At 72.0% G+C, this 21,728-nt stretch carries 12 protein-coding genes and 2 pseudogenes; 5 read left to right on the forward strand and 9 right to left on the reverse strand.

Annotated elements, in window-relative coordinates:
* Positions 1–45: 45 nt before the first annotated feature.
* From smc to H3H34_RS09440, 8 genes are read right to left on the reverse strand one after another with little or no spacing between them, the layout of a single operon-like run.
* Positions 46–3,510 (reverse strand): chromosome segregation protein SMC, encoded by a 3,465-nt coding sequence (gene smc, locus H3H34_RS09405; protein ID WP_194745032.1) that lies wholly within the window; start codon positions 3,508–3,510, stop codon positions 46–48.
* A gap of 28 nt (positions 3,511–3,538) precedes the next feature.
* Positions 3,539–4,315, reverse strand: coding sequence for a DsbA family protein (locus tag H3H34_RS09410; RefSeq protein WP_194745033.1), 777 nt, complete (start codon positions 4,313–4,315; stop codon positions 3,539–3,541).
* Positions 4,316–4,337: 22 nt separating this feature from the next.
* Positions 4,338–5,477 (reverse strand): NAD(P)/FAD-dependent oxidoreductase, encoded by a 1,140-nt coding sequence (locus tag H3H34_RS09415; protein WP_194745034.1) that lies wholly within the window; start codon positions 5,475–5,477, stop codon positions 4,338–4,340.
* Positions 5,474–6,400 (reverse strand): alpha/beta fold hydrolase, encoded by a 927-nt coding sequence (locus H3H34_RS09420; RefSeq protein ID WP_194745035.1) that lies wholly within the window; start codon positions 6,398–6,400, stop codon positions 5,474–5,476. Before H3H34_RS09420 ends, H3H34_RS09415 begins: the two co-directional genes overlap by 4 nt.
* Positions 6,390–9,041: a pyruvate, phosphate dikinase gene (gene ppdK / locus H3H34_RS09425; protein WP_194745036.1), complete on the reverse strand. Its 2,652-nt coding sequence runs from the start codon at positions 9,039–9,041 to the stop codon at positions 6,390–6,392. Before ppdK ends, H3H34_RS09420 begins: the two co-directional genes overlap by 11 nt.
* The gene (glyS, locus tag H3H34_RS09430) at positions 9,041–11,233 is read right to left on the reverse strand and encodes a glycine--tRNA ligase subunit beta (protein WP_194745037.1); all 2,193 of its coding nucleotides are present in this window, start codon (positions 11,231–11,233) and stop codon (positions 9,041–9,043) included. The genes ppdK and glyS overlap by 1 nt, the downstream gene beginning before the upstream one ends.
* Positions 11,226–12,092, reverse strand: a complete 867-nt coding sequence (locus H3H34_RS09435; RefSeq protein ID WP_194745038.1) for a glycine--tRNA ligase subunit alpha — start codon at positions 12,090–12,092, stop codon at positions 11,226–11,228. The genes glyS and H3H34_RS09435 overlap by 8 nt, the downstream gene beginning before the upstream one ends.
* 55 nt (positions 12,093–12,147) lie before the next feature.
* On the reverse strand, positions 12,148–14,208 hold the full coding sequence (locus tag H3H34_RS09440; RefSeq protein WP_194751907.1) for a molybdopterin oxidoreductase family protein: 2,061 nt from the start codon (positions 14,206–14,208) through the stop codon (positions 12,148–12,150).
* 160 nt (positions 14,209–14,368) lie between these two features.
* Between H3H34_RS09440 and H3H34_RS09445 the strand changes: the two genes are divergently transcribed.
* From H3H34_RS09445 to H3H34_RS14175, 4 genes and pseudogenes are all read left to right on the forward strand, one after another.
* Positions 14,369–15,895, forward strand: coding sequence for an acyl-CoA synthetase (locus tag H3H34_RS09445; protein WP_194745240.1), 1,527 nt, complete (start codon positions 14,369–14,371; stop codon positions 15,893–15,895).
* Positions 15,892–16,812: a TraB/GumN family protein gene (locus H3H34_RS09450; protein ID WP_194745040.1), complete on the forward strand. Its 921-nt coding sequence runs from the start codon at positions 15,892–15,894 to the stop codon at positions 16,810–16,812. The genes H3H34_RS09445 and H3H34_RS09450 overlap by 4 nt, the downstream gene beginning before the upstream one ends.
* Before the next feature lie 356 nt (positions 16,813–17,168).
* A pseudogene (locus tag H3H34_RS14170) lies at positions 17,169–18,101 on the forward strand (alkaline phosphatase); the annotation flags it as partial.
* 270 nt (positions 18,102–18,371) lie between these two features.
* A pseudogene (locus H3H34_RS14175) lies at positions 18,372–18,470 on the forward strand (PEPxxWA-CTERM sorting domain-containing protein); the annotation flags it as partial.
* 84 nt (positions 18,471–18,554) lie between these two features.
* Here the strand turns inward: H3H34_RS14175 and H3H34_RS09460 are convergent.
* Positions 18,555–20,903, reverse strand: a complete 2,349-nt coding sequence (locus H3H34_RS09460) for a TonB-dependent receptor family protein (protein ID WP_194745042.1) — start codon at positions 20,901–20,903, stop codon at positions 18,555–18,557.
* A 215-nt stretch (positions 20,904–21,118) separates the two neighbouring features.
* Between H3H34_RS09460 and H3H34_RS09465 the strand changes: the two genes are divergently transcribed.
* Positions 21,119–21,727, forward strand: a complete 609-nt coding sequence (locus tag H3H34_RS09465; RefSeq protein ID WP_194745043.1) for a 50S ribosomal protein L25/general stress protein Ctc — start codon at positions 21,119–21,121, stop codon at positions 21,725–21,727.
* The last annotated feature ends 1 nt before the right edge of the window (position 21,728 follow it).

Below are 21,728 nucleotides of genomic sequence, written 5' to 3' on the forward strand. Positions count from 1 at the left end.
CCCCGCCGAAGCCGGCTGCGCGACTAGGGGCAGTCGCCCGGCAGGTCAAGCGGCGAGCAGGTCCTCAGCGCCGGCAAGATCGACGCTCACAAGCTGCGAAACCCCGGGTTCGCCCATGGTCACGCCGAAGAGGCGGTGCATGGCAGCCATGCTGATCATGTTGTGCGTGACCACCAGGAAGCGCGTGTCGGTGGTCTCGGCCATGTGGGCGAGAAGCCGGCAGAAGCGCTCGACGTTGGCGTCGTCGAGCGGCGCGTCCACTTCGTCGAGGACGCAGATGGGCGCCGGGCGGCTGCGAAACAGCGCAAAGACGAGGGCGATCGCTGTCAGCGCCTGTTCGCCGCCGGAGAGCAGCGAGAGCGACTGGAGCCTCTTCCCCGGCGGCTCAGCCCTGACTTCAAGGCCCGCTTCCAGCGGATCCTCGCTGTCGACGAGCGCAAGCTCGGCCGCGCCGCCCCCGAAGAGGGACTGGAACAGCTCCCGAAAGGCCCGGTCCACCGCTGCGAAGGCTTCGAGGAGCCGGGCGCGCGCCTCGCGGTTGATGACGCCGATCGAGGCGCGCAGCCGCGCGACCGCCGTCTCGAGCTCGGCCTTCTCGGCCTTCTGCCGCAGCAGCCCCTCCTCGAGCGCGGCAAGCTCCTCGGCCGCAACGAGGTTGACCGCGCCCAGCCGCTCGCGCTCGGCAACCAGCCGCGGAAGCTCGGCGGCTCGCTCCGCAAGCACGGCGGCATCGGGGCAGTCCGCAAGCGGCGCAGGCGGCGCTCCGCCAGCGGCCTCGAGGAGGCGGTCACAGCCTGCGCGTGCCGCGGCCAGTTCGGCGGCCGCAGCGCCGCGCCGTTCGCGCAGATCGGCAACGCGGGCGGCAGCGGCCCGGGCTGCGCGGTCGAGGTCGGCAAGCTCGAGGTCGGCTGCCATCACCGCCTCGGCAGCAGCGCCGCGCGCCTGCTCGGCGGCGGCGACATCGGCCTCGAGCGCCGCGAGCCGGGCACCGAGCGCGGCAGGCGCGCCGACAAGACGCGCATGGTCCGCGTCGAGCGCATCGATGCGTTCGGCAAGCTGCGCAAGAGCCGCGCGCGCCGCCTCCCCGCGCGCCTCCCACTCGTCGATCTCGCGGGCAAGGCTCCGCGCGCGCGCCCGGGACTCGCTGGCGTTGCGGACCTCGGCGGCAAGCTCGGCGCGCGCTCGCGCCAGCTCCGCCCGCGCCCGCTCGGCCGACTGCCGCGCCACGCCGACTGCCTCGGCCGCGGCCGTCGCATCGGGAAGGGCCTTCGCGCGTTCGCCTGCCGTCCTGGCCTCCGCCTCGGCGCTCTCGCGCTCGACGGCCAGACGCTCGAGCGCGCTCTCGAGCGCCTGGCGCCGGGCGTGCTGCTCGGCTGCGGCGTTGCGCGCACCCTGCAGCCGCCCCTCCGCGTCGGCGCGGGCCTTCTGCGCCGCCGCCTCCGCGACCGCGGCGGTCCGCTCCGCTTCCGCAGCCGCAGCAGCCGCGGCGCGCTGGCGGGCCAGCTCCGCCTCGGCCGCAGCGAGGCGCGCCCGCGGAGCCACCAGGGCCTCGCCGATCTCGGCCAGCCGGTTCGCCTGCCGCAGCGCCTCGGCGACGGCCGCGCTGCGGCCGCCGGGCGGCGCCTCGAAGCCATCCCAGCGCCAGAGCCAACCCTCGCGGCTGACGAGCCGCTGCCCGGGGCGAAGCGCGGCGCGCAGGGCGGCGTCCGGCGGCGCCTCGACGAGGCCCACCTGCGCCAGGCGGCGGGCCAGCTCCGGCGGGGCCGCCACGTGGGGGGCAAGCGGCGTGACTTCAGGTGGCAGCGCGGGATCCTCCGGGTCGGGCGCTGCCCCCGCCCAGCGGCGGGCGGGCGCAGCGCCCGGCGCTGCCGCGCCGACCGCGGCATCGGCGTCATCCCCGAGCGCTGCGGCCACTGCCGCCTCGAGGCCGGGGGCCACCTCGAGCCGCACGGCCCGCCCGTTGCCCGGCGAAGCCGAGGCCAGACGCCGGAGCGCCTCCGCCTCGGCCTCGAGCGCGGCGACTTCGGCACGCGCGGCGGCGAGGGCGGTCTCGACCGCGAGTCGCGCCTCCTCGGCCGCACGGCGCGCGGCGGCAGCGGCTGTCAGCCGCTCCCGCGCGGCCTCGACGTCTGCGACGGCCGCGGCAAGGGTCTGCTCGGCGGCAGCGACGCGCGCGTCGGCGGCCGCCAGGCCGCCATCCGCCTCCTGGCGTGCAAGCGCAGCCCGCTGGCGGTCATGCTCGGTGCGCAGCCGCTCGAGCCGCCCCCGCGCCGCCTCGGCGGCTGCACGCGCCGCCCGCCCCTCGGCGACGACAGCCGCATGGGCCTCGACGGCCGCGGCCAGTGCCCGCTCGGCGTCGGCCGCCTCGGCCTCGAGCCGCGTCACGGTCTCCGCTCCGGGCCCGGCGGCGGCCTCGGCCTCCCGCGCGGATGATTCAGCTGCCGCAAGCTCGGCGCAGAGCCGGGCACGGGTTGCCTCCGAATCGGCGAGGCGGGCCTCGGCCTGGTCTCGCTCGGACCGCGCCGCGGCGAGGGCTGCCGCAAGGTCGGCCAGGCGCTGGGTGGCCGCCGCGCGCTCGGCCACCAGGGTGGCGCGCGCGGTCAGCAGCGCCTGGAGCCGGGCCGCAGCCTCTGCCTCGGCCTGCCGGAGCGCAGGCAGGCCTGCGGCCTTCGACGCCTGCGCCGTGCGCGCCACCGCCTCGACCTCTTCGGCCGCATGCAGCTCGGCCTCCGCCGCGCCTGCCGCAGCCTCGGCCGCGGCCAGCCGCGCCTCGGCCTCCACCCACGCCAGCCGCGCGGCGGCCGCCTCGGCCGCGCGGATCCGCGCCGAGAGCGCCCGGTAGCGCTCGGCGGCCTTCGCCTGCCGGCGGAGGGCGGCCGCCCGCGCCTCGCCGGCAGCAAGGAGGTCGGCCAGCCGCGCGAGGTTGGAATCCGCCGCCTTCAGCCGGATCTCGGCCTCGCGGCGGCGCACGGCAAGCCCGGCGATCCCGGCCGCGTCCTCGAGCAGCTGGCGGCGCTCGTCGGGCCGGGCGGCGATGATCGCGGCAACCCGGCCCTGGCTGACGAGCGCCGGCGATTGGGCGCCAGTGGCGGCATCCGCGAACAGCATCTGCACGTCCCGCTGGCGGACGTCGCGCGCGTTGATCCGGTAATCGCTGCCGCTGCCGCGCTCGATCCGCCGCGTCACCTCGAGGCGGTCCTCGCCGTTGAAGGCGGCGGGCGCCCGGCGCGCGCGGTTGTCGAGGGTGAGCGTCACTTCGGCGAAGCTCCGCGCCGGCCGGGTGGCGGTGCCGGCGAAGATCACGTCCTCCATGCCGCCGCCGCTCGCTGGCGAGCCGCCGCGGAGCGCCCGGGCGGAGCTCTCGCCCATCACCCAGCGCAGCGCCTCAAGCAGGTTTGACTTGCCGCAGCCGTTCGGGCCGACGATGCCGGTGAGCCCGGGGAGGATGACAAGCTCGGTCGGCTCGACGAACGACTTGAAGCCGACGAGGCGCAGCCGCTCGAACTGCATCAGCCGGTCCGCCGCCCGGCAGAAGGGCTCACGAGAGCGCTGCCTCCAGCTTCGGGCGAAGCGCCTCCCAACTGGTCACGCCGTCGAGCTTGCGGCCATTCAGGAAGAAGGTGGGGGTGGCGTTCACCTGCATCTTCTCCATCGCCACCTTCTGCTGGTCGAGCAGGCGCTGCAGCGCCGCGGCATCCCCGAGGCACTGGTCGAAGCGGGCGCGGGCCATGCCGCGGGGCCGCACGAAGGCATCGAGCCCGCCGAGCTCGGCGAGCCGGCGGACCTGCTGGTCCTGCGGCAGGGCATTGAGGCTCTTCACGTCGGCATCCGACAGCCGGGTGAAGGGCTGCACGAAGGCATCATGGTTGCGGTAGAACTGGTCTGCCCAGGTGAAGAACTGCTCCGGCCCGTTGCAGGTGGCAACGAGCACGGCGGCAATGTCGATGGCGTTCAGGAGGAACGGCCGGTACTCGTAGGAGACCTGCCCGCGCCGCACGAGGCCGGACTTCAGCGCATCCGCCCCCTCGAGGTGGAAGCGCTGGCACACGCCGCAGGTGAGACTCGCATATTCGACGAGCTTCAGCTTCGCGTCCGGGTTGCCCATGCGGAACCCGCCCTCGGGCGTGGCCACCACGGTCTGCGACCAGTCCCGCGCGACGGGCGCGGCCGGCGCGGGGCCGGCAACCGGCGTCGCCGTGCCGGCGGCAGGCGCCTTGCCCGCGGGCAGGTCATCGCCGGCGGGGGTGGCACCGCCGCAGGCGGCAAGCGCCGCAACCAGCGGACCAGCGAAAGCGAGGCGAATCGGCTTCAACATGTCGGGTCCTCGAAGCGTAGGGCTAACAAGATGTGGGGGGCTCTGGCAATGCGTGTCGGAACCGGTCCGGCAGGTAGCGGGCGTACCCCTCGCCCGGATCCTCGCCAAGCAGCAGCGCAGCACCCAGGGCGGAAGCTGCCGGCGCGGTCTGGATTCCCCAGCCGCCCTGGCCGACGCACCAGAAGAAGGCAGGCTCCCCGGGGTCGGGGCCGATGACGGGCAGGCGGTCGGGCGCGAAGGTCCGCAAGCCCGCCCACTTCGACGCCAGCCGGCGGATGGGCCAGTCGCACATCTGCTCGAACCGGTCGAGCGCGACCGCCATGTCCATCTCGTCGGGCTGGACATCGTGGGGCACGTCGGGCGTCTCGTCGTGGGGCGAGATCCAGAGCCGGCCGGCATCGGGCTTGAAGTAGAGGCTTCCGCCAGCGTCCATCACCACCGGCATGTCGGCGGGCGCCTCGGGCCGGACTTCGGTGACGACGATGGTGCGCCGGAGCGGCGCAAGGCCGATGGGGGCGACGCCCGCGGCCTCTGCCACCGCGTCCCCCCAGGCGCCGGCGGCATCGACGAGCCGGCCGGCCGCAAAGTCGCCGGCGCTGGTGGCAAGCGCCCAGCCATCGCCTCGCCGCTCGGCCCGCGTCAGCCGGGCGCCGGTGACAAGCGTGGCGCCCGCGCGCTTCGCCGAGCGGAGATAGGCCTGGTGGAGCGCGGCCACGTCGATGTCGGCGCAGCCCGGCTCCCAGATGGCGGTCACCCGCCATGCGTCGCGGAGGAAGGGGGCCTTGGCTGCGATCCCCTCGGGCCCCAGCCGCTGGAAGGCAACGTGCCCCGCCTCGAACACCTGCTCGAGGGCCTCGAGCGTGCCGAGCGCATCGGCGTGCGCCACGTGGAGCGCGCCCCGCGGTGAGAGGATCGCCGTCTCGGCAAAACCGGGCGGCGGCTTCTGGAAGAAGGCCTTGGAGGCGGTCGTCAGCGGCTGCACGTCGGGCCCGCCGTAGGTTTCGGCATAGAAGGCCGCCGAGCGGCCGGTCGTGTGGTAGCCCGGCTGGTCCTCCGCTTCGAGCAGCAGGATCGAAAGGCCCGGCGCGCGCGCGAGAAGCGCGTAGGCGAGGCTCGCCCCGGCGATCCCGGCGCCAGCGATGGCGATGTCGAACCGGGTCATGGCGCGTGCCTAGCCGCAAAAGCGCGGATGCGGGAGAGGGCGAAGCGGCGCGGCGCATCTGCCTCGCGCAGGATCTCGTGGGCGGCGCCCGGCACCGTCTCCGCGGTGCAGGCGGGAAGCCGGGCAGCGACGGCGCGCGCCGCCCGGTTCGAGACGAGGCGCTCGCGCTCGGCAAGGAGCATGAGGGTGGGCGTGGCGAGCCTTTCGAGCGGTGCGGCGTGGAGCCGGGCGAGGCTTGTCTCTGCGGCCGCAATCCAGCCCCAGGACACGCCGCCCACCGCCAGCGCGGGGTCGGCCTCGACCGCGCTCCCCTCCTCGGCGAAGCGGCCGGTGTCCGACGTCAGGATCGTGGCCCGCGCGCGGTCCATCCGGTGGGCTCCCCAGGGCTTCTGCCCCGGGGCATAGGCCTCGGCCCGGCCTCGCCGCACCTGCCGCCGTGCCAGTGCCGCGAGGACCGCCATGACCGGTCTGGGCAGGGCAAAGCCGCAGAAGGGCGCGGTGAGCACGAGCGCCGGCACGCGGCCCCGCCCGTCGGCCAGCCAGCGGAGTGCCAGATGCCCGCCCATCGAGTGGGCAAGGAGGAGCACCTCGCCGCCGAGCGCGGCGCACGCCCAGGGCACGAGCCGGTCGAGATCGTCGAGCCAGAGGTCGAAGCTTGAAATGTGCCCGGCGCCATTGGCCGGCTTGCCGCCGGAGCGGCCCTGGCCGCGCCAGTCGAAGGCGGCGAGCGCGAAGCCGAGGTCGTGCAGCTCGGCGAAGAGGCGCGCCCATTTCTCGAAGAAGTCGGCCCGGCCGTTCAGCAGCAGGAGGCGGGCCAGCGGAACCGCGTGCGGCAGGAGGAAGGTGCGCACCGGCGTGCCGTCGGCCATGGCCAGCGTGCCAACCGCGCCGGCCGCCGGAAGCCGCGGCGGCTCAGTCGGCAAGCGCGGCCTGGGCAGCGGCGAGCCGGGCGATGGGCACGCGCCAGGGCGAGCAGCTCACATAATCGAGGCCGAGACCGGCAACGAAGCGGATCGAGGCCGGGTCGCCGCCATGCTCGCCGCAGATGCCGAGCTTGAGGTCGGGCCGCGCGCCCCGCCCGCGCTCGACGGCGAGGCGCACCAGCTGGCCGACGCCATCGACGTCGAGAGTGACGAACGGGTCCTTGGGGTAAATGCCCTTCTCGACATAGGTGGCGAGGAAGCGCGCGGCATCGTCGCGCGAGATGCCGAGCGTGGTCTGGGTGAGATCGTTGGTGCCGAAGCTGAAGAACTCGGCCGTCTCGGCGATCGAGTCGGCAACAAGGGCGGCGCGCGGCAGCTCGATCATGGTGCCGACCAGATAGGGAATGCGCCGCCCTGCCTCGGCGAACACGGCCTCCGCCGTCTCGTCCACCACGGCCTTCATGAGGTCGAGCTCGCGGCGGGTGGCAACGAGCGGGATCATGATCTCCGGAACCGGCGGATCGGCCTGCTGGAGCGCCGCCTCGAGGATGGCGCGCGTCTGCATCGCGTAGATGTCGGGGTAGGTGACCCCGAGCCGGCACCCCCGGTGCCCCAGCATGGGGTTCATCTCATGGAGCTCGGCAACCCGGCGTTTGAGGCCAGCGACCGAGACTCCGCTCGCCTCGGCAACCTCGGCATAGTCGGCCTCGCGCTGGGGCAGGAACTCGTGGAGCGGCGGGTCGAGCAGGCGGATGGTGACGGGAAGCCCCGCCATCACCGCGAACATCTCGGCGAAGTCGGCGCGCTGCAGGGGCAGCAGCCGCGCGAGGATGGGCGCGCGCGCCGCCTCGTCGGCCGCGAGGATCATGGCCCGCACCAGGCCGATCCGGTCGGGGTCGAAGAACATGTGCTCGGTCCGCGCAAGGCCGATGCCCTCGGCGCCGAACTGGCGGGCGACGCGACAGTCGGCCGGAGTCTCGGCGTTGGCGCGGACCTTGAGGCGGCGGTGGCGGTCGGCCCAGGCCATGAGCGTCGCGAAGTCGCCCGAAAGCTCCGGCTCGATGGTGGGCACCTCGCCCAGCATCACCTCGCCGGTCGCGCCGTCGAGCGTGATGATATCGCCTTCCTTGAGCACGTGGCTGCCGGCGCGGACGGTGCGGGTCTCGGGGTCGATGGCAATCCCGCCAGCGCCCGAGACGCACGGGCGGCCCATGCCGCGGGCGACGACGGCAGCATGGCTTGTCATGCCGCCCCGGGCGGTGAGGATTCCCCTCGCCGCGTGCATCCCGGCGATGTCCTCGGGGCTCGTTTCCACGCGGACGAGGATGACCGTCTCGCCCAGCCCGGCCCGCCGCTCGGCCTCCGCCGAGTCGAGCACGATCGCGCCCGAGGCCGCGCCCGGCGAGGCCGGAAGGCCGGTTGCGATGACCTGCCGCTCGGCCTTCGGATCGAGGGTGGGGTGGAGGAGCTGGTCGAGGACGGCCGGGTCGACCCGGCGGACCGCCTCGTCCTCGCCGATGAGACCTTCTGCCACCATGTCGCAGGCGATGCGGAGCGCGGCCCTGGCGGTCCGCTTGCCGCTTCGTGTCTGGAGGATGAAGAGCCGCCCCTCCTGCACGGTGAACTCGATGTCCTGCATGTCGCGGTAGTGGCGCTCGAGCAGCGTGAAGACCTGCGAGAGCTCCTTGAAGACCTCGGGCATGGTCTCTTCCATGGAGGCGCCTGCCGCACCTGCCCGCTCGCGCGCTGCCTTCGTCAGATACTGGGGCGTGCGGATCCCGGCGACCACGTCTTCTCCTTGCGCATTCACCAGATACTCGCCGTAGATCGCCCGCTCGCCGGTCGCCGGGTCACGGGTGAAGGCCACCCCCGTGGCCGAGGTCTCGCCCATGTTGCCGAAGATCATCGCCTGGACGGTGACGGCCGTGCCCCATTCCTCGGGGATGTCGTTGAGCCGCCGGTAGACGGTCGCGCGCTCGGAGCGCCACGAGCCGAACACGGCCGCAACCGCGCCCTCGAGCTGGGCCATGGGGTCCATCGGGAAGGGCTCGCCCCGCTCCTTGGCGACGATCTCCAGATACTGGCCGACGAGCGCCTCGAGGTCGGCCTCGGTCAGCGCGGTGTCGAGGGTGACGCCGCGGTCGTCCTTCATGAGCTCGAGCGCATCCTCGAAGAGATAGTGGTCGAGCCCGAGGACGACGTCGGCATACATCTGGATGAAGCGGCGGAAGCTGTCGTAGGCGAAGCGGCGGTTGCCCGAGCGCCGCGCGAGGCCCTCGACCGTCTCGCGGTTGAGGCCGAGGTTCAGGACCGTGTCCATCATGCCCGGCATGGAGACCCGCGCGCCCGAGCGCACCGAGACGAGGAGCGGGTTGGCCGGGTCGCCGAAGCGCGCCCCGACCGCCGCCTCGATGTGCGCGAGCCCCTCGGGAAGCTTCGCGAGGAGCGCCTCCGGCAGCCGCCCGCCCGCCTCGTGATAGCGCGCGCAGACCGGGGTCGGGATCACGAAGCCAGGCGGCACGGGGAGGCCGATCGCCGCCATCTCGCACAGGTTCGCGCCCTTGCCGCCGAGGTGCGCCTTGCCGAGCCAGTGGGCAGGGGCGGCATTGCCGCCGAACGGAACGACGAGACGGTCGGGCATCAGCCTTCCACCTTCGAGAAATCGGCGACGAGCGCAGCGGTGGCCCGCAGCTTGGCAAGCAGTGCAAGCCGGTTGCGGCGCAGGCCGGGGTCATCGGCGTTGACGGTGACGGTGTCGAAGAACCGGTCGACGAAGGGCCGGAGCGCGGCGAGGGTCTGCATGGCGGCGGTGAAGTCCTCCGCGTTGACGGCGGCTCTGACCGCGGCCTGCGCGCCTTCGAGCGCGGTGTCGAGCGCGCGCTCGGCAGGCTCGACGAGGAGGGCGGGCGCGACGGGCCCGTCGTGCGGGCCGTCCTTCTTCTCCTCCGCCTTCAGGATATTCGCCGCGCGGCGGAAGCCGGCCAGCAGATTCTCCCCCTCCTTCGTCTCGACGAAGGCCTGGAGCGCGCGCACCCGGGCAAGCAGGCGGACGAGGTCGTCCTCGTGGCCGAGCGCGAACACGGCGTCGATGAGATCGTGCCGCACCCCGGCATCCCGCTCGCGGACCTTGAGGCGCTCGGCGAGAAAAGTCAGTAGCTGCTGAGTTGCATCAACATTATACTCAAAGTAGATTGACGTCAAACCCAGCGCTTCGATGGCGTCACGATAACTCGAGTTCCTGCTCCAATCCGGGAGATTTTCCTCAAGAATTTTTAAGTTAGAAAACAAATCGCTTTGTCTTGCAGCTTGAGTCGCTATAGTACTTATCACATTCAGAAAATGAAATTCGAAAACCTTGAGAATATCCATTCGTAGAGAATGGCCAATGATAATATCAAGTGACGCGAGCGCTGCTCTACGCAAGGCAAACGGATCTTTTGAACCCGATGGTATGAGGCTAACACTAAAGAATGCCAGGAGCGTGTCCACCCGGTCGGCGAGCGCGACCGCCACCGGTACGCTTCCCTCCGGCACGGGGGCGTAGTGCTGCCGCAAGGCGGCGACCACTTCCGCCGGCTCGCCCTGCGCGTCCGCGATGTGGGCGCCGATGACCCCCTGAAGCTCGGGGAACTCGCCCACCGTTCCCGTCACCAGGTCGGCCTTTGCCAGCCGCGCGGCCCGCTCGACAAGACCGGGGGTCGCGCCCGGGAACTGCCCGGGGTGGGTCTCGACCAGCCAGCGCGCCAGCCTCGCGACCCGCTCGACCTTCTCGGCCATGGTCCCGAGCTTCTCGTGGAAGAGGATGCCGGAGAGCTTCGCCGCCTGCGCATCCAGCGGCACCTTCACGTCCTGCTCCCAGAAGAAGCGGGCATCGGCGAGCCTTGCCGCCAGCACCCGCTCGTTGCCCGCCACGATCGCCCGGCCGCCGTCGGGCGCCTCGAGGTTGGCAATGCACACGAAGGCCGGCGCCAGCTGTCCCCTGGCATCGACGCAGGCGAAATATTTCTGGTTCACCTTCATGGTGAGCACGAGAAGCTCCGGCGGCACGGCAAGGAAGGCCGGGTCGAAGCGGCCGAGCAGCGGCACCGGCCATTCGGCAAGGCCCGCGTTCTCGGCGACCAGCCCCTCGTCCTCGACGAGCGCGAGGCCGGCTGCGGCTGCCGCCTTGCGCGCACCCTCGCGGATGCGGGCCTTGCGCGCCTCGGCATCGAGCAGGACGAACGCAGCCTCGAGCTGCGCGGCGTGGGTGCGGGGCGAGTCGATGCGAAGGGCCGTGCCGCCGCCCATGACGCGGTGGCCCATCGTCTCCCGGCCCGAAGCGACGCCTGCCACCGCGAAGGGCACGACCTCGCCGTCGAGAAGGGCCACGATGCCGCGCAGGGGCCGCACCCAGCGGAAGCCGGTCGGCTCGAAGCGCATCGCCTTCGGCCAGGCGAAGCCGGCAAGGAGCGCCGGCAGCCGCTCGGCCAGCAGGGCAGCCGTGGGCTCGCCCTCGCGCCGGAGGGTCGCAAACAGGAACCGGCCCCGGTCGGTCTCCCGCTCCTCGAGCTGGTCGCGGGCGAGCCCGGTCGATTTCAGGAACCCGGCGATCGCCGCGTCGGGCGCATCGGCCCGCGGGCCGCGCCGCTCCTCGACCACGGGTGCGCTCGCCGGCGGCAGGCCGCGGGCGAGGAGCGCAAGGCGACGGGGGGTGACGTAGGTCTCCACCGCCTCGGCCTGCAGACCCGCCTTGTCGAGGAGGGTCCGGAACCGCTCGCCAAGCTGCACGGCGGCTTCCGGCTGCATGCGGGCCGGAATCTCCTCGGTGAGCAGCTCGAGGAGGAAGTCAGCCACCCGCCTGCTCCCGCGCGACGAGGCAATCGGCAACCGCCTTCACGAGGTCGCGCACCCGGCCGATCGTGGCCTGCCGCTCGGCAACCGAGATGACCCCGCGCGCGTCGAGCAGGTTGAACAGGTGGCTCGCCCGGATGGCCTGGTCATAGGCCGGAAGCGGCAGCCCGGCCTCGACGAGCGCGCGGCACTCGGCGGCCGCCTTGCGAAACCCGTCGAAGAGCATCTCCGTGTCGGCCTTCTCGAAGTTGTAGGCCGAGAACTGCCGCTCCGCCTCGAGGAAGACATCGCCGTAGGTCAGGCCCTCCCGGTTGAACGGCAGGTCATAGACCCGGTCGATGCCGAAGATGTACATGGCAAGCCGCTCGAGCCCGTAGGTGATCTCGCCTGCAACCGGGTTGCAGTCATGGCCGCCAACCTGCTGGAAATAGGTGAACTGCGTCACCTCCATCCCGTTGCACCAGACTTCCCAGCCGAGGCCCCAGGCGCCGAGCGTCGGGCTTTCCCAGTCGTCCTCGACGAAGCGGATGTCGTTGACCGCCGGGTCAAGGCCGATCGCGGCGAGCGAGCCCAGATACTGCTCGAGGATGTCGGCGGGCGCCGGCTTCAGGATCACCTGATACTGGTAGTAGTGCTGGAGCCGGTTGGGGTTCTCGCCGTAGCGGCCGTCGCCGGGGCGGCGGCAGGGCTGGACATAGGCGGCCTTCCACGGGCGCGGCCCCAGCGCGCGAAGAGCCGTCGCCGGGTGAAACGTGCCGGCCCCCATCTCCATGTCGTAGGGCTGGAGAATGGCGCAGCCGCGGGCGCCCCAGTAGGCGTGGAGCGCGAGGATCAAGTCCTGGAAGCTGGCAGGCAGGGCCACGGGCGCGGGCGTTAGCGGCTGCCGCGCGCCAATGAAAGCCCGAAGCCCGAACGCCTCAGGCGGCCACGACCTCGACCGGCGTGCCGCTGAAGGCGGCGTTCCCTGAGAGCGGGTCGAAGCGGTCGCGCCGCGTCAGATCGTTGATGGAGGCGCCCGGACGCTCCCGCGCGACCGAGAGCCGGACTCCGGCGCGGCCGTGGCCGTAGCCATGGGGCAGCGAGACGGTGCCGGGCATGATGGCCTCCGTCACTTCGGCCGGCACCTCGACGGCGCCCGCGCTGCTCGAGACGCGCACCCGGTCGCCATCGGCGATCCCCCGCGCGCGAGCGTCCTCGGGGTGGATCATGAGCGTGCAGCGCTCCGGTCCTTTCATGAGGCGGCGCGCATTGTGCAGCCAGCTGTTGTTCGAGCGGATGTGGCGCCGGCCGATGAGAAGGAGGCCGTGCGCCGGCTCGGCCAGGGCTGCGGCCAGCCGGTCGAGATCGGCAAGGCATTCGGCGGGCGCGCAGCGGATGACGCCCTCGCGCAGGCGCCCCGGCAGCCGCCCAGGCTCGAGCGGCCCAAGGTCAAGGCCGTGGGGCGCGGCCTCGAGCGCCGCGAGGCTGAGCCCGCCGCGCTTCAGCATGCCATCGAGCATCACCCGCGGCGGCACCGGGTTCTGGGGGGGAAGCCCGCGTGCTCCCGCGATCGCGCGGGCAAGCTCGGTCACGATCTCCCAGTCGGTCTTCTCGCCCTCGGGCACCGGCAGAAGGACGGGCGAATATTTGGCGAAGTTCCTGACCGCGATCGGCCCCAGCGCGAGCGGGTAATGGTCCTTGGAAAGCGGCCCGCAGGGCGGGAGGATGTAGTGGGCGTGGCGGCTGGTCTCGGTGACGTACATGTCGACCGAGACCATGAGCTCGAGCGTCTGGAGCGCCCGGTCGAGCGCGCCGCCGTCGGGGCAGGACAGGACCGGGTTGCCCGCGACGACGACCAGCGCCTTCACCTGCCCTTCGCCAGGGGTGGTGATTTCCTCGGCGAGCGCCACCACCGGGAACTCGCCGAGAAGCTCGGGGTGACCGGAGACGCGGCTGCGGTAGCGGCCGCGGTTGCCCGGCCCCGAGCCGGCAACAAGATCGATGGCGGGCGAGGAGAACATGGCGCCGCCCTCCCGGTCGAGATTGCCGGTCGCGATGTTCAAGAGCTGGATCAGCCAGTGGTTGAGCGTCCCGAAGGCGGCGGTCGATACGCCCATGCGGCCGTAGACCACGGCCGGCTCCCCCGAACCGAGGGCCCCGGCGAGCGCGCGGATCTCGGCCTCGGCCACGCCCGAGAAGGCGGCAAGGTCGGCAATCGCGAACCGGCGCAGGGCGGCCAGCGCAGCCTCGAGCCCGTCGAGAAACGTCGCCAGCCGGCCGGGCCGCACGAGCCCCGCCTCGTCGAGGGCGAGGAGGAGCGCGGCAAGGAAGGCCGCGTCCGTGCCCGGGCGGATGAAGAGGTGGGCATCGGCGGTTTCCGCCGTCTCGGTGCGGCGCGGATCGACGACAACGAGCCGGCCCCCGCGCGCCTGCAGCGCCTTCACCCGCGCGCGCACCCCCGGCACCGTCCAGGTCGAGCCGTTCGAGGCGAAGGGGTTGGCGCCGACGATGACCATGAGCCGGGTCCGGTCGATGTCGGGGATGGGCCAGAGCGCATTGTGGCCGAACATGAGCATGTTCACCAGCTGCTGCGGGATCTGGTCGACGGTCGAGGCGGAGAAGACGTTGGGCGTGCCGAGCGCCTTCTTGAGCCCCGGGAAGGCCATGCCCAGGCTGTAATTGTGGGCGCTCGGGTTGCCGATGTAGAGCGCGCCCTCGAAGCCCCGCGCCTTGAGGCTGGCGTAGCGGGCGCCGATGTCGGCGAAGGCCTCCTCCCACGAGACGGGCACCCAGTCGCCCCCGACGCGCTTTAAGGGCGTGCGCAGCCGGTCGGGGTCGGCCTCGATGTCGGCGATCGCCGTTGCCTTGGGGCAGATGTGCCCTTGCGAGAGCACGTCGTCGGGGTCGCCCTTGATCGAGACGACGCGGCCGTCCTCCAGCTCGACGAGGAGGCCGCAATTGGCCTCGCAGATGTGGCAGGTGCGGGTGAAGACGGGCATGGGCGGGCTCCCTCCGGCTCCCCTTGGCACGGCGGACCGCGGCGCGCACCTCCCTGTTGCCACGGTCACCCCGCTGGGCACGGACACCCCTCGGCCGCGCCGGTTCCCGCTTGCCAAGGGCCCCGTGGCCGACGACAAGGCGGCCGAAGGAGGAGAGACCGTGCACCCGTTCCATCATGCCGCAGCCACGCCCGAAAAGCCCGCCGTGATCATGGCCGGCACCGGCAAGTCGCTCACCTACGCCGAGCTCGAGGCGCGCTCGAACCAGGCCGCCCAGCTGTTCCGCGCCTGCGGCCTGAAGAGGGGCGACACGGTTGCCTACATGCTCCTCAACTGCATCGACTTCCTGCCGCTCTGTTGGGCGGCCCAGCGCTCGGGCCTCGTGTTCACCTGCATCTCGACCAAGCTGACGGCCGACGAGGCGGGGTACATCGTGTCGGATTCGGGGGCGAAGCTCCTCGTCGTCTCGGCCGAGCTCGAGGGGGTGGCACGGGCGCTGCCCGAGGTGCCCCACCGCTTCGCCCGCGGCGGCGAGATCCCGGGCTTCGCCAGCCTCGAGGACAGCCTCGCCGCCCAGCCGGCCACCCGCATCGCCGACGAGAGCTCGGGCCGCGACATGCTCTATTCCAGCGGCACCACCGGCCGGCCCAAGGGCATTACCGGGCCGCTGCCCGAAGGCCCGATCGACCAGCCGAACGCGCTCCTCATGCTGGTCTCCCACCTCTATGGCTTCGGCCCCGAGACGGTCTACCTCTCGCCTGCGCCGCTCTACCACGCCGCGCCGCTGCGCTACTGCATGGCCGTGCACCAGTTCGGCGGCACCGTCATCGTGATGGAGAAGTTCGACCCCGAATTCTACCTCGCCCTCATCGAGCGCCACCGGGTGACGCACAGCCAGGTGGTGCCCACCATGTTCGTCCGCATGCTGAAGCTGCCCGAGGAGGTGCGCACGCGCTACGACCTTTCGTCGCTGAAGGCCATCGTCCACGCGGCGGCCCCCTGCCCCATCGAAGTCAAGGAGAAGATGATCGACTGGCTGGGGCCGCGCATCTTCGAATATTATTCGGCCACCGAAGGCGCAGGGTTCACGGCCATCGGCCCCGAGGAGTGGCTCAGGAAGAAGGGGAGCGTGGGCAAGGCGCTGCTCGGTGAGATCCGCATCGTCGACGAGGAAGGAAATCTGCTGCCCCCTGGCCGGGAGGGGCGGATCTTCTTCCACGGCGGCCCGCCGGTCTCCTACCACAACGCGCCGGAGAAGACCGCCGAAGTCACCGGCGAGCATGGCGCCACCTTCGGCGACATCGGCTACGTCGACGAGGACGGCTACCTCTACCTCACCGACCGGGCGAGCTACATGATCATCTCGGGCGGCGTGAACGTCTACCCGCAGGAAACCGAGAACGTGCTGGTGATGCACGAGAAGGTGGCCGACGTGGCCGTCATCGGAGTCCCCGACGAGGAGCTGGGCGAGGCGGTGAAGGCGGTGGTCCAGCCGCGCAACTGGGCCGATGCAGGCCCCGAGCTCGAGGCCGAGCTCATCGCCTACTGCCGGGCGCGGCTGTCGCCCATCAAGTGCCCGAAGAGCGTGGACTTCGACCCCGAGCTCCCCCGCCACGAGACCGGCAAGCTCTACAAGCGGCTGCTCAAGGACCGGTACTGGCCGAAGAAGGTGCCGGCGGCGGCGTGAGGCTCCTCCTCCTCGTCCTCGGGCTGCTCCTTGCGGCAGGCGGGGCGGCTGCGGCCCGGCCCGCGCCCGAGCCGGCGACGCCCGCGCTCTGGGTGCTCGCGGATGAGGACACGACCATCCACATCTTCGGAACCGTGCACGCACTGCCCCGCGGCACCGGCTGGTTCCGCCCGCATGTCGTCGACGCGCTCGACCGCGCCGATCTCCTTATCCTCGAGACGGTGCTCCCCGGCGATCCCGTCGCGATGATGGGCCTCACGCTCCGCATGGCCCGTCGCCCGCAGCCCGAGCCGGTGGCGGCCCGCGTGCCCGAGACCAGCCGGCCGGCGCTCGAGGCCGCGCTCGCGCGCCTGAAGCCCGGCCCGCTCGACGGCTTCAAGACCTGGTTCGTGGCGCTCACGCTCGCCAACCTCCAGTCGGCGGCGAACGGTCTCGACCCGGCGATCGGGGTGGAGGCAGTGCTGATCGAGCGGGCCCGCCTCCGCAAAATCCCGGTCGAAGGCCTCGAGACGGTGGAGCAGCAGCTCACCTACTTCGACGCGCTGTCCGAGGCCGACCAGCGGCTCTTCCTCGTCGCCACGCTCGACGGCCTGGCCGACTCCCGGGCCGAGACCGAGGCGATGGTCGCCGACTGGCTTGCCGGCCGGAAGGACCGGCTGGCCGAGCGGATCAACCGCGACTTCGAGGGCTCGCCCATGCTGAAGCAGATGCTGCTCGGCGACCGGAACGCGCGCTGGGCGGCCTGGATCGCCGAGCGGATGCAGAAGCCCGGGCGGGTCTTCTTGGCCGTCGGCGCCGGGCACCTCGCAGGCCCCGGCAACCTCGTCGACCTCCTCGAGCGCCGCTATGGCCTTGCGCCCGAGCGCGTGCTGCTGCCACCCCCCGCGCCCGCCCGGGCGCCGCGCCGCCGGAACTGACCGGCCCAGCCACGGCAGCGCACCGCCGTCATCGCGGAGTCACCGGCCGGTCAACGTCGCGAAACATCCTTAATGCATGTTCAGAAGGTCGGAGCGGTGGGGGCGTCGCTCGTACCGCACGGCATCCGCAACAGTTGGAGCACCCGATGTCGACTTCGATCCTCCGTGCCGGTCTTGCGCTCGCGCTCCTGGCGCCAGCCCTGCCGGCCGTCGCCTCCTCGCCCGCGCCCCGGGCCAAGAACGTGATCCTCTTCATTTCCGACGGTGCCAGCTGGGGCACCTGGGACATGGCGAGCTACTGGCAGCATGGCGCCAAGGGCCTGCAGCCCTATGACAGCTTCGCGGTCAAGCTCGGCATGACGACCTATCCGCTCAACACCTCGGTCACCCCGACGGGCACCGGCCTTCCGCAGATCAGCTATGACCCTGCGGTCGCCTGGGACACGACCCCGGTCGGCCCGCCCAACCACTTCCGGGGCTACCAGTACGTCAAGGCCGACTACACCGACTCGGCCGCCGCCGGCACCGCGCTTGCCGCCGGCATCAAGACCTACAACAACGCCATCAACTTCGACGACTTCGGCAACCCCGTGCCGTTCATCACCCAGCGACTGAAGGCCGAAGGCTTTGCGACCGGAGCGATCAGCTCGGTGCCCTTCACCCACGCCACCCCGGCTGCCTTCGGCGCCCAGAACATCAGCCGCAACAACTACCACCAGATCGCCCAGCAGATGATCGAGGGCGGCGCGCTCGACCTCATCATGGGCGGCGGCCACCCCTGGTACAACAGCAGCGGCCAGGCGCGGTCGACGCCGGGCACGACCTATATGTCGGTCGCCCAGTACAATGCCCTTGCCGACGGCAGCGCGGGCTGGAACTTCATCGAGACGAAGGCCGACTTCGAGGCGCTCGCCAGCGGCGCGATCAGCTTCGCCGGCCCGCTCTTCGGGCTCGCCCGCACGGGAGACACGCTTCAGGCCAACCGCAGCGCGGCGGTTGCCGGCGCCGATCCGGCCAACCCCTCGGGCGTCGCCTTCATCGGCTCGGTGCCGACGCTCGAGACGATGACGATCGGTGCCATCAACCACCTCTCGACCGCCTCGTCCAAGGGCTTCTTCCTCATGGTCGAGGGCGGCGCCGTTGACTGGATGGCGCACGCCAACAACACCGGCCGCATCATCGAGGAGCAAGTGGACTTCAACCGCGCCGTCGCCGCTGCGGTCAACTGGGTCAACACCCGGTCCTCGTGGGACGAGACGCTCATCATCGTGCTCACCGACCACGGCAACGGCATGCCGATGGGCCCGGACTCGCACCTCGTCGCGTTCCAGCCGATCGAGAACCGGGGCCAGGGCGTGCTGCCGGGGGTGCGCTGGCACTATGGCACCCACACCAACGAGAACACGCTCTTCTGGGCGCATGGCGTTGGTGCCCGGGCGTTCGAGAAGCGGGTCGTCGGGATCGACCCGGGGCTTGCCGCGATCCTCGGCCACAACGACGGCCGCTACATCGACAACACCTCGGTCAAGAGCGCGATCCTGACCGCCATGCGGGTTCCGGGCGCCATCCCCGAGCCCGGAACCTGGGCGATGATGATCGCCGGCTTCGGCCTCGTGGGCGCCGGCCTGCGCCGCCGCCGGGCGCTGGCCGCGGCCTGAGCACCTCGCATCAGGCATCCGGGGGCGCGGACCTGCTCCGCGCCCCCTTTCCTTTCGGTCGCCCGAGGCGGCCAGACGAGGCGGCTAGAACTTCACCCGCGCGCCGGCCTGAACGAGGCGCGGCATGCCGGGGAGGATGCCCCGGGCGCGGTCCACCACGATGAGCCTGTCGGCCACGTTCTTGACGGTGGCGAAGACCTCCCAGTTGCCCTCCGGCGGCCCATAGGAGGCGGCGAGGTTCACCTCCGCCCAGCCGGGGATTCGGCCGCGCTGGCCGTCGGGCGTGACGGGGATGAGGTTCACGTCATCGGCGAAGACGGCCCCCTGGCCCACCACCTCCACCTGCACCCGCGCGCCCCGGCGCTCGATGCCGAGCGCCGCGTTCAGCATCCACTCCGGGCTGTAGGGCAGGCGGTTGCCCTCGACGTCGGTCGCCACCCCGCAGGGCCGTGGCCCCGCGCCGGTTGCAACCGGGGTTCCCGGCGTTCGCCCGTCGAAGCAGGGCGGCGTGGCAATGCGGGTCGAGGCGTAGCGCGCGGTCGCGACCCAGGTGACGGCCGCGCGGCCGTAGACGTTGGTCTCGCGGGTGAGGCCGGCAGCCTGGCTCGACCAGCTCCCGGCGAACTCGAGCCCGCGGTGGAGGGTCTCCCCGGCCGAAGTCAGCGTCGCCCCCACCCCGCCGGCGACCGAGGCCGGCACGATCTGGTTCGAAAAGTCGAGGTTGAAGAGCGCGAGGTCGACGAAGGCGCCGCGGCCGATGTCGCCGCGGATGCCGAGCTCGGCGTTCCACGAGAGCTCGGGCTCAAGATCGAGCGAGCCGCCCGTCACCGTCAGGATGTCCTCGACGCGCGGCGGGGCGAAGCCGCGGTGGATGCCGCCGTAGAGAAGGAGGCGGTCGGCAAGGTCGTAGGTGAGGCCGAAGCCCGGGATGACCTTGGACAGCCGGGTCGAGGCGCTCGTGATCGCGGTCTTCGCACCCGTCGGCCGGCCGCCGGCGATGACGTCCACGGGAAGGTTGATCCGCGTGTAGTCCACGAGCTCGCCGCGCACGCCGGGAATGAGGGCGAGCCGGCCGAAGTCGAGCCGCGACTGGACGAAGCCCGAGAACGCGCGCGCCTCGCGCAGGTTGTTCTCGCGCACGCCGGCGTTGATGCCAGTGCCGGGCGTCCGCGCGGTCGGCGTGTCGCCGTTCCACTGGCGGCGGGCCTGGTCCTCGCTGTGCCACCTGAGGCCCACCTCGGTCTCGCCGCCGATGCGCCCGCCGAGCGCGCGGGCGTGGTCGAGGGTGAGCCGCGTCTCGATGCCCCAGGTGTCATAGGCGCGCAGCCGGCCCTCGTTGCCGCAGCCGGTCGAGAGGTTCGCCATGCCGCCGCAGGCCGGGTCGGAGGCGTCGTTCGGGCGCTGGCCCGAGTTCGAGGACTGGCGCCACCAGTCGCGGGCGAAGTGGAAATAGTAGCCGGTGGTCCGCAGCTCGACACCTTCGGCAAGCTCGGCGCGGTGGGCAAGGCTCGCGCCCCAGCGCACCGTGTCGAACCGGTCGTTCACGAAGGGGTTCTGGCGCGGGTCGGCGGCGAACTCGTCGCGGCGGAGGCCGGAATAGGTGACCCGGCTTCCCTCCTCGAAGCGCGAGACCTTGAGGGTCAGCGACTGGCGCTCGCCGAGGTCCCACGCGCCCTTCAGGAAAAGGTCGGTGAAGCGGAGCTTCTGGTTTTCGCGGGCACCATCGGACTCCTTGTGGACGCCCTGGAACAGGAGTTTCCCACCCGCGAACGGCCCGCCGACCCTGCCGTCGACCGCCCAGGTGCCGAGGTTGCCGCCCTGGGCGCCACCCTCGACCGTGAGCCGGTCGGGAAGCGCGGGCGTGATGTAGTTGATGACCCCACCGATCGTCTGCGGCCCGAAGCGGATCTGCGACGCCCCTTTGAGCACCTCGACCCGATCGAACCGCTCGATCGGCGGGTGGTAGTAGGTGGCGTTGTCGCCATAGGGGGCGAAGGCGAGCGGGATGCCGTCCTCAAGCAGCAGCACCTTGGTCGAGCGCGTCGGGCTCAGGCCCCGGATGCCGATGTTGGGGCGCATGCCGGCGCCCTCCTCCTCGCGCGGGAAGACGCCCGGCACCTGCCGCAGCGCCTCGTTCACCGTAAAGACGCGCGAGCGGAGCAGGTCCTCGCGGGTGACGATCGCAGCCGAGCCCGAGATCTCGAAGAGCCGCTCCGGGTCGCCGATGACGATGATGTCCGCAGGGGTGGAGGCGGCAGCGAGCGACAGGGTGACGGGAGCGGGGGCAGTCGCTCCGTCGTCGGCCGCCGTCGCCTCGGCCGATCCACCCGCGACCGCAGTTCCCGCTGCGGCGGCGGGGCCGGCCCGCGCTTCGCCTGCGGCAGGCGCCGCAAGCGCCAGAAGAAGGCAGGCGGCGTGGGCGTGACAATGCATGGAGTCCCCTTCTTGCAAGTTGTTCTCGATTGCAGCTAGCGGCAGACAAGCGGCGAGGCAAGGGGTTTCCGCAACGCACTTGCAGCCCGCCCGCACCGGTCGAGGCGCCGCCGTTCACGCCAGGGCCGCGCCCGCTTGCGTGCCCCGGCCCCTTCGCCTATGGCGCCGCGGCCCCGGCCGCACCCTGGAGGCGGCGGGGCCAGATGGAGTCGAACATGTCCGAAGTGCTGACGCTGCCGGCGGAAGCACGCGCGAAGGTTGGCAAGGGAGCCTCCCGCGCGATGCGCCGGCAAGGCCGCGTGCCCGCGGTCATCTACGGCGGCAAGGAGCCGCCGCTTGCCATCCATGTCGAGGAGAAGCTGCTGGTGAAGCAGCTGGCCACCGGCCACTTCATGAATTCGGTCGTCGAGATCGAGGTGGATGGCCAGCTCCACCGCACGCTGCCGCGCGACGTCCAGTTCCACGTGGTGACCGACCGGCCCATCCACGCCGACTTCTTCCGGATTGCGGCGGATTCGACCGTGACGGTCGCGGTTCCGGTCACCTTCGTGAACGAGGCCGCCTCGCCGGGTCTCAAGCGCGGCGGCGTCCTGAACGTCGTGCGCCACGAGGTCGAGCTGAAGGTTCCGGCCGACCGGATCCCCGATTCCCTCGTGGTCGACGTGACCGGCTATGACATCGGCACCTCGATCCACATCTCGGCCGTGACCCTGCCGGAGGGTGCGCGGCCGGTCATCGAGCGCGACTTCACCATCGCCACCATCGTGGCGCCCTCGGGCCTCAAGTCCGAGGAAGCCGCGGCCGAGGGCGGGGCCGAGGGCTGAG

Source organism: Thermaurantiacus tibetensis (genome assembly GCF_015354055.1).
GTDB classification, from domain to species: domain Bacteria; phylum Pseudomonadota; class Alphaproteobacteria; order Sphingomonadales; family Sphingomonadaceae; genus Thermaurantiacus; species Thermaurantiacus tibetensis.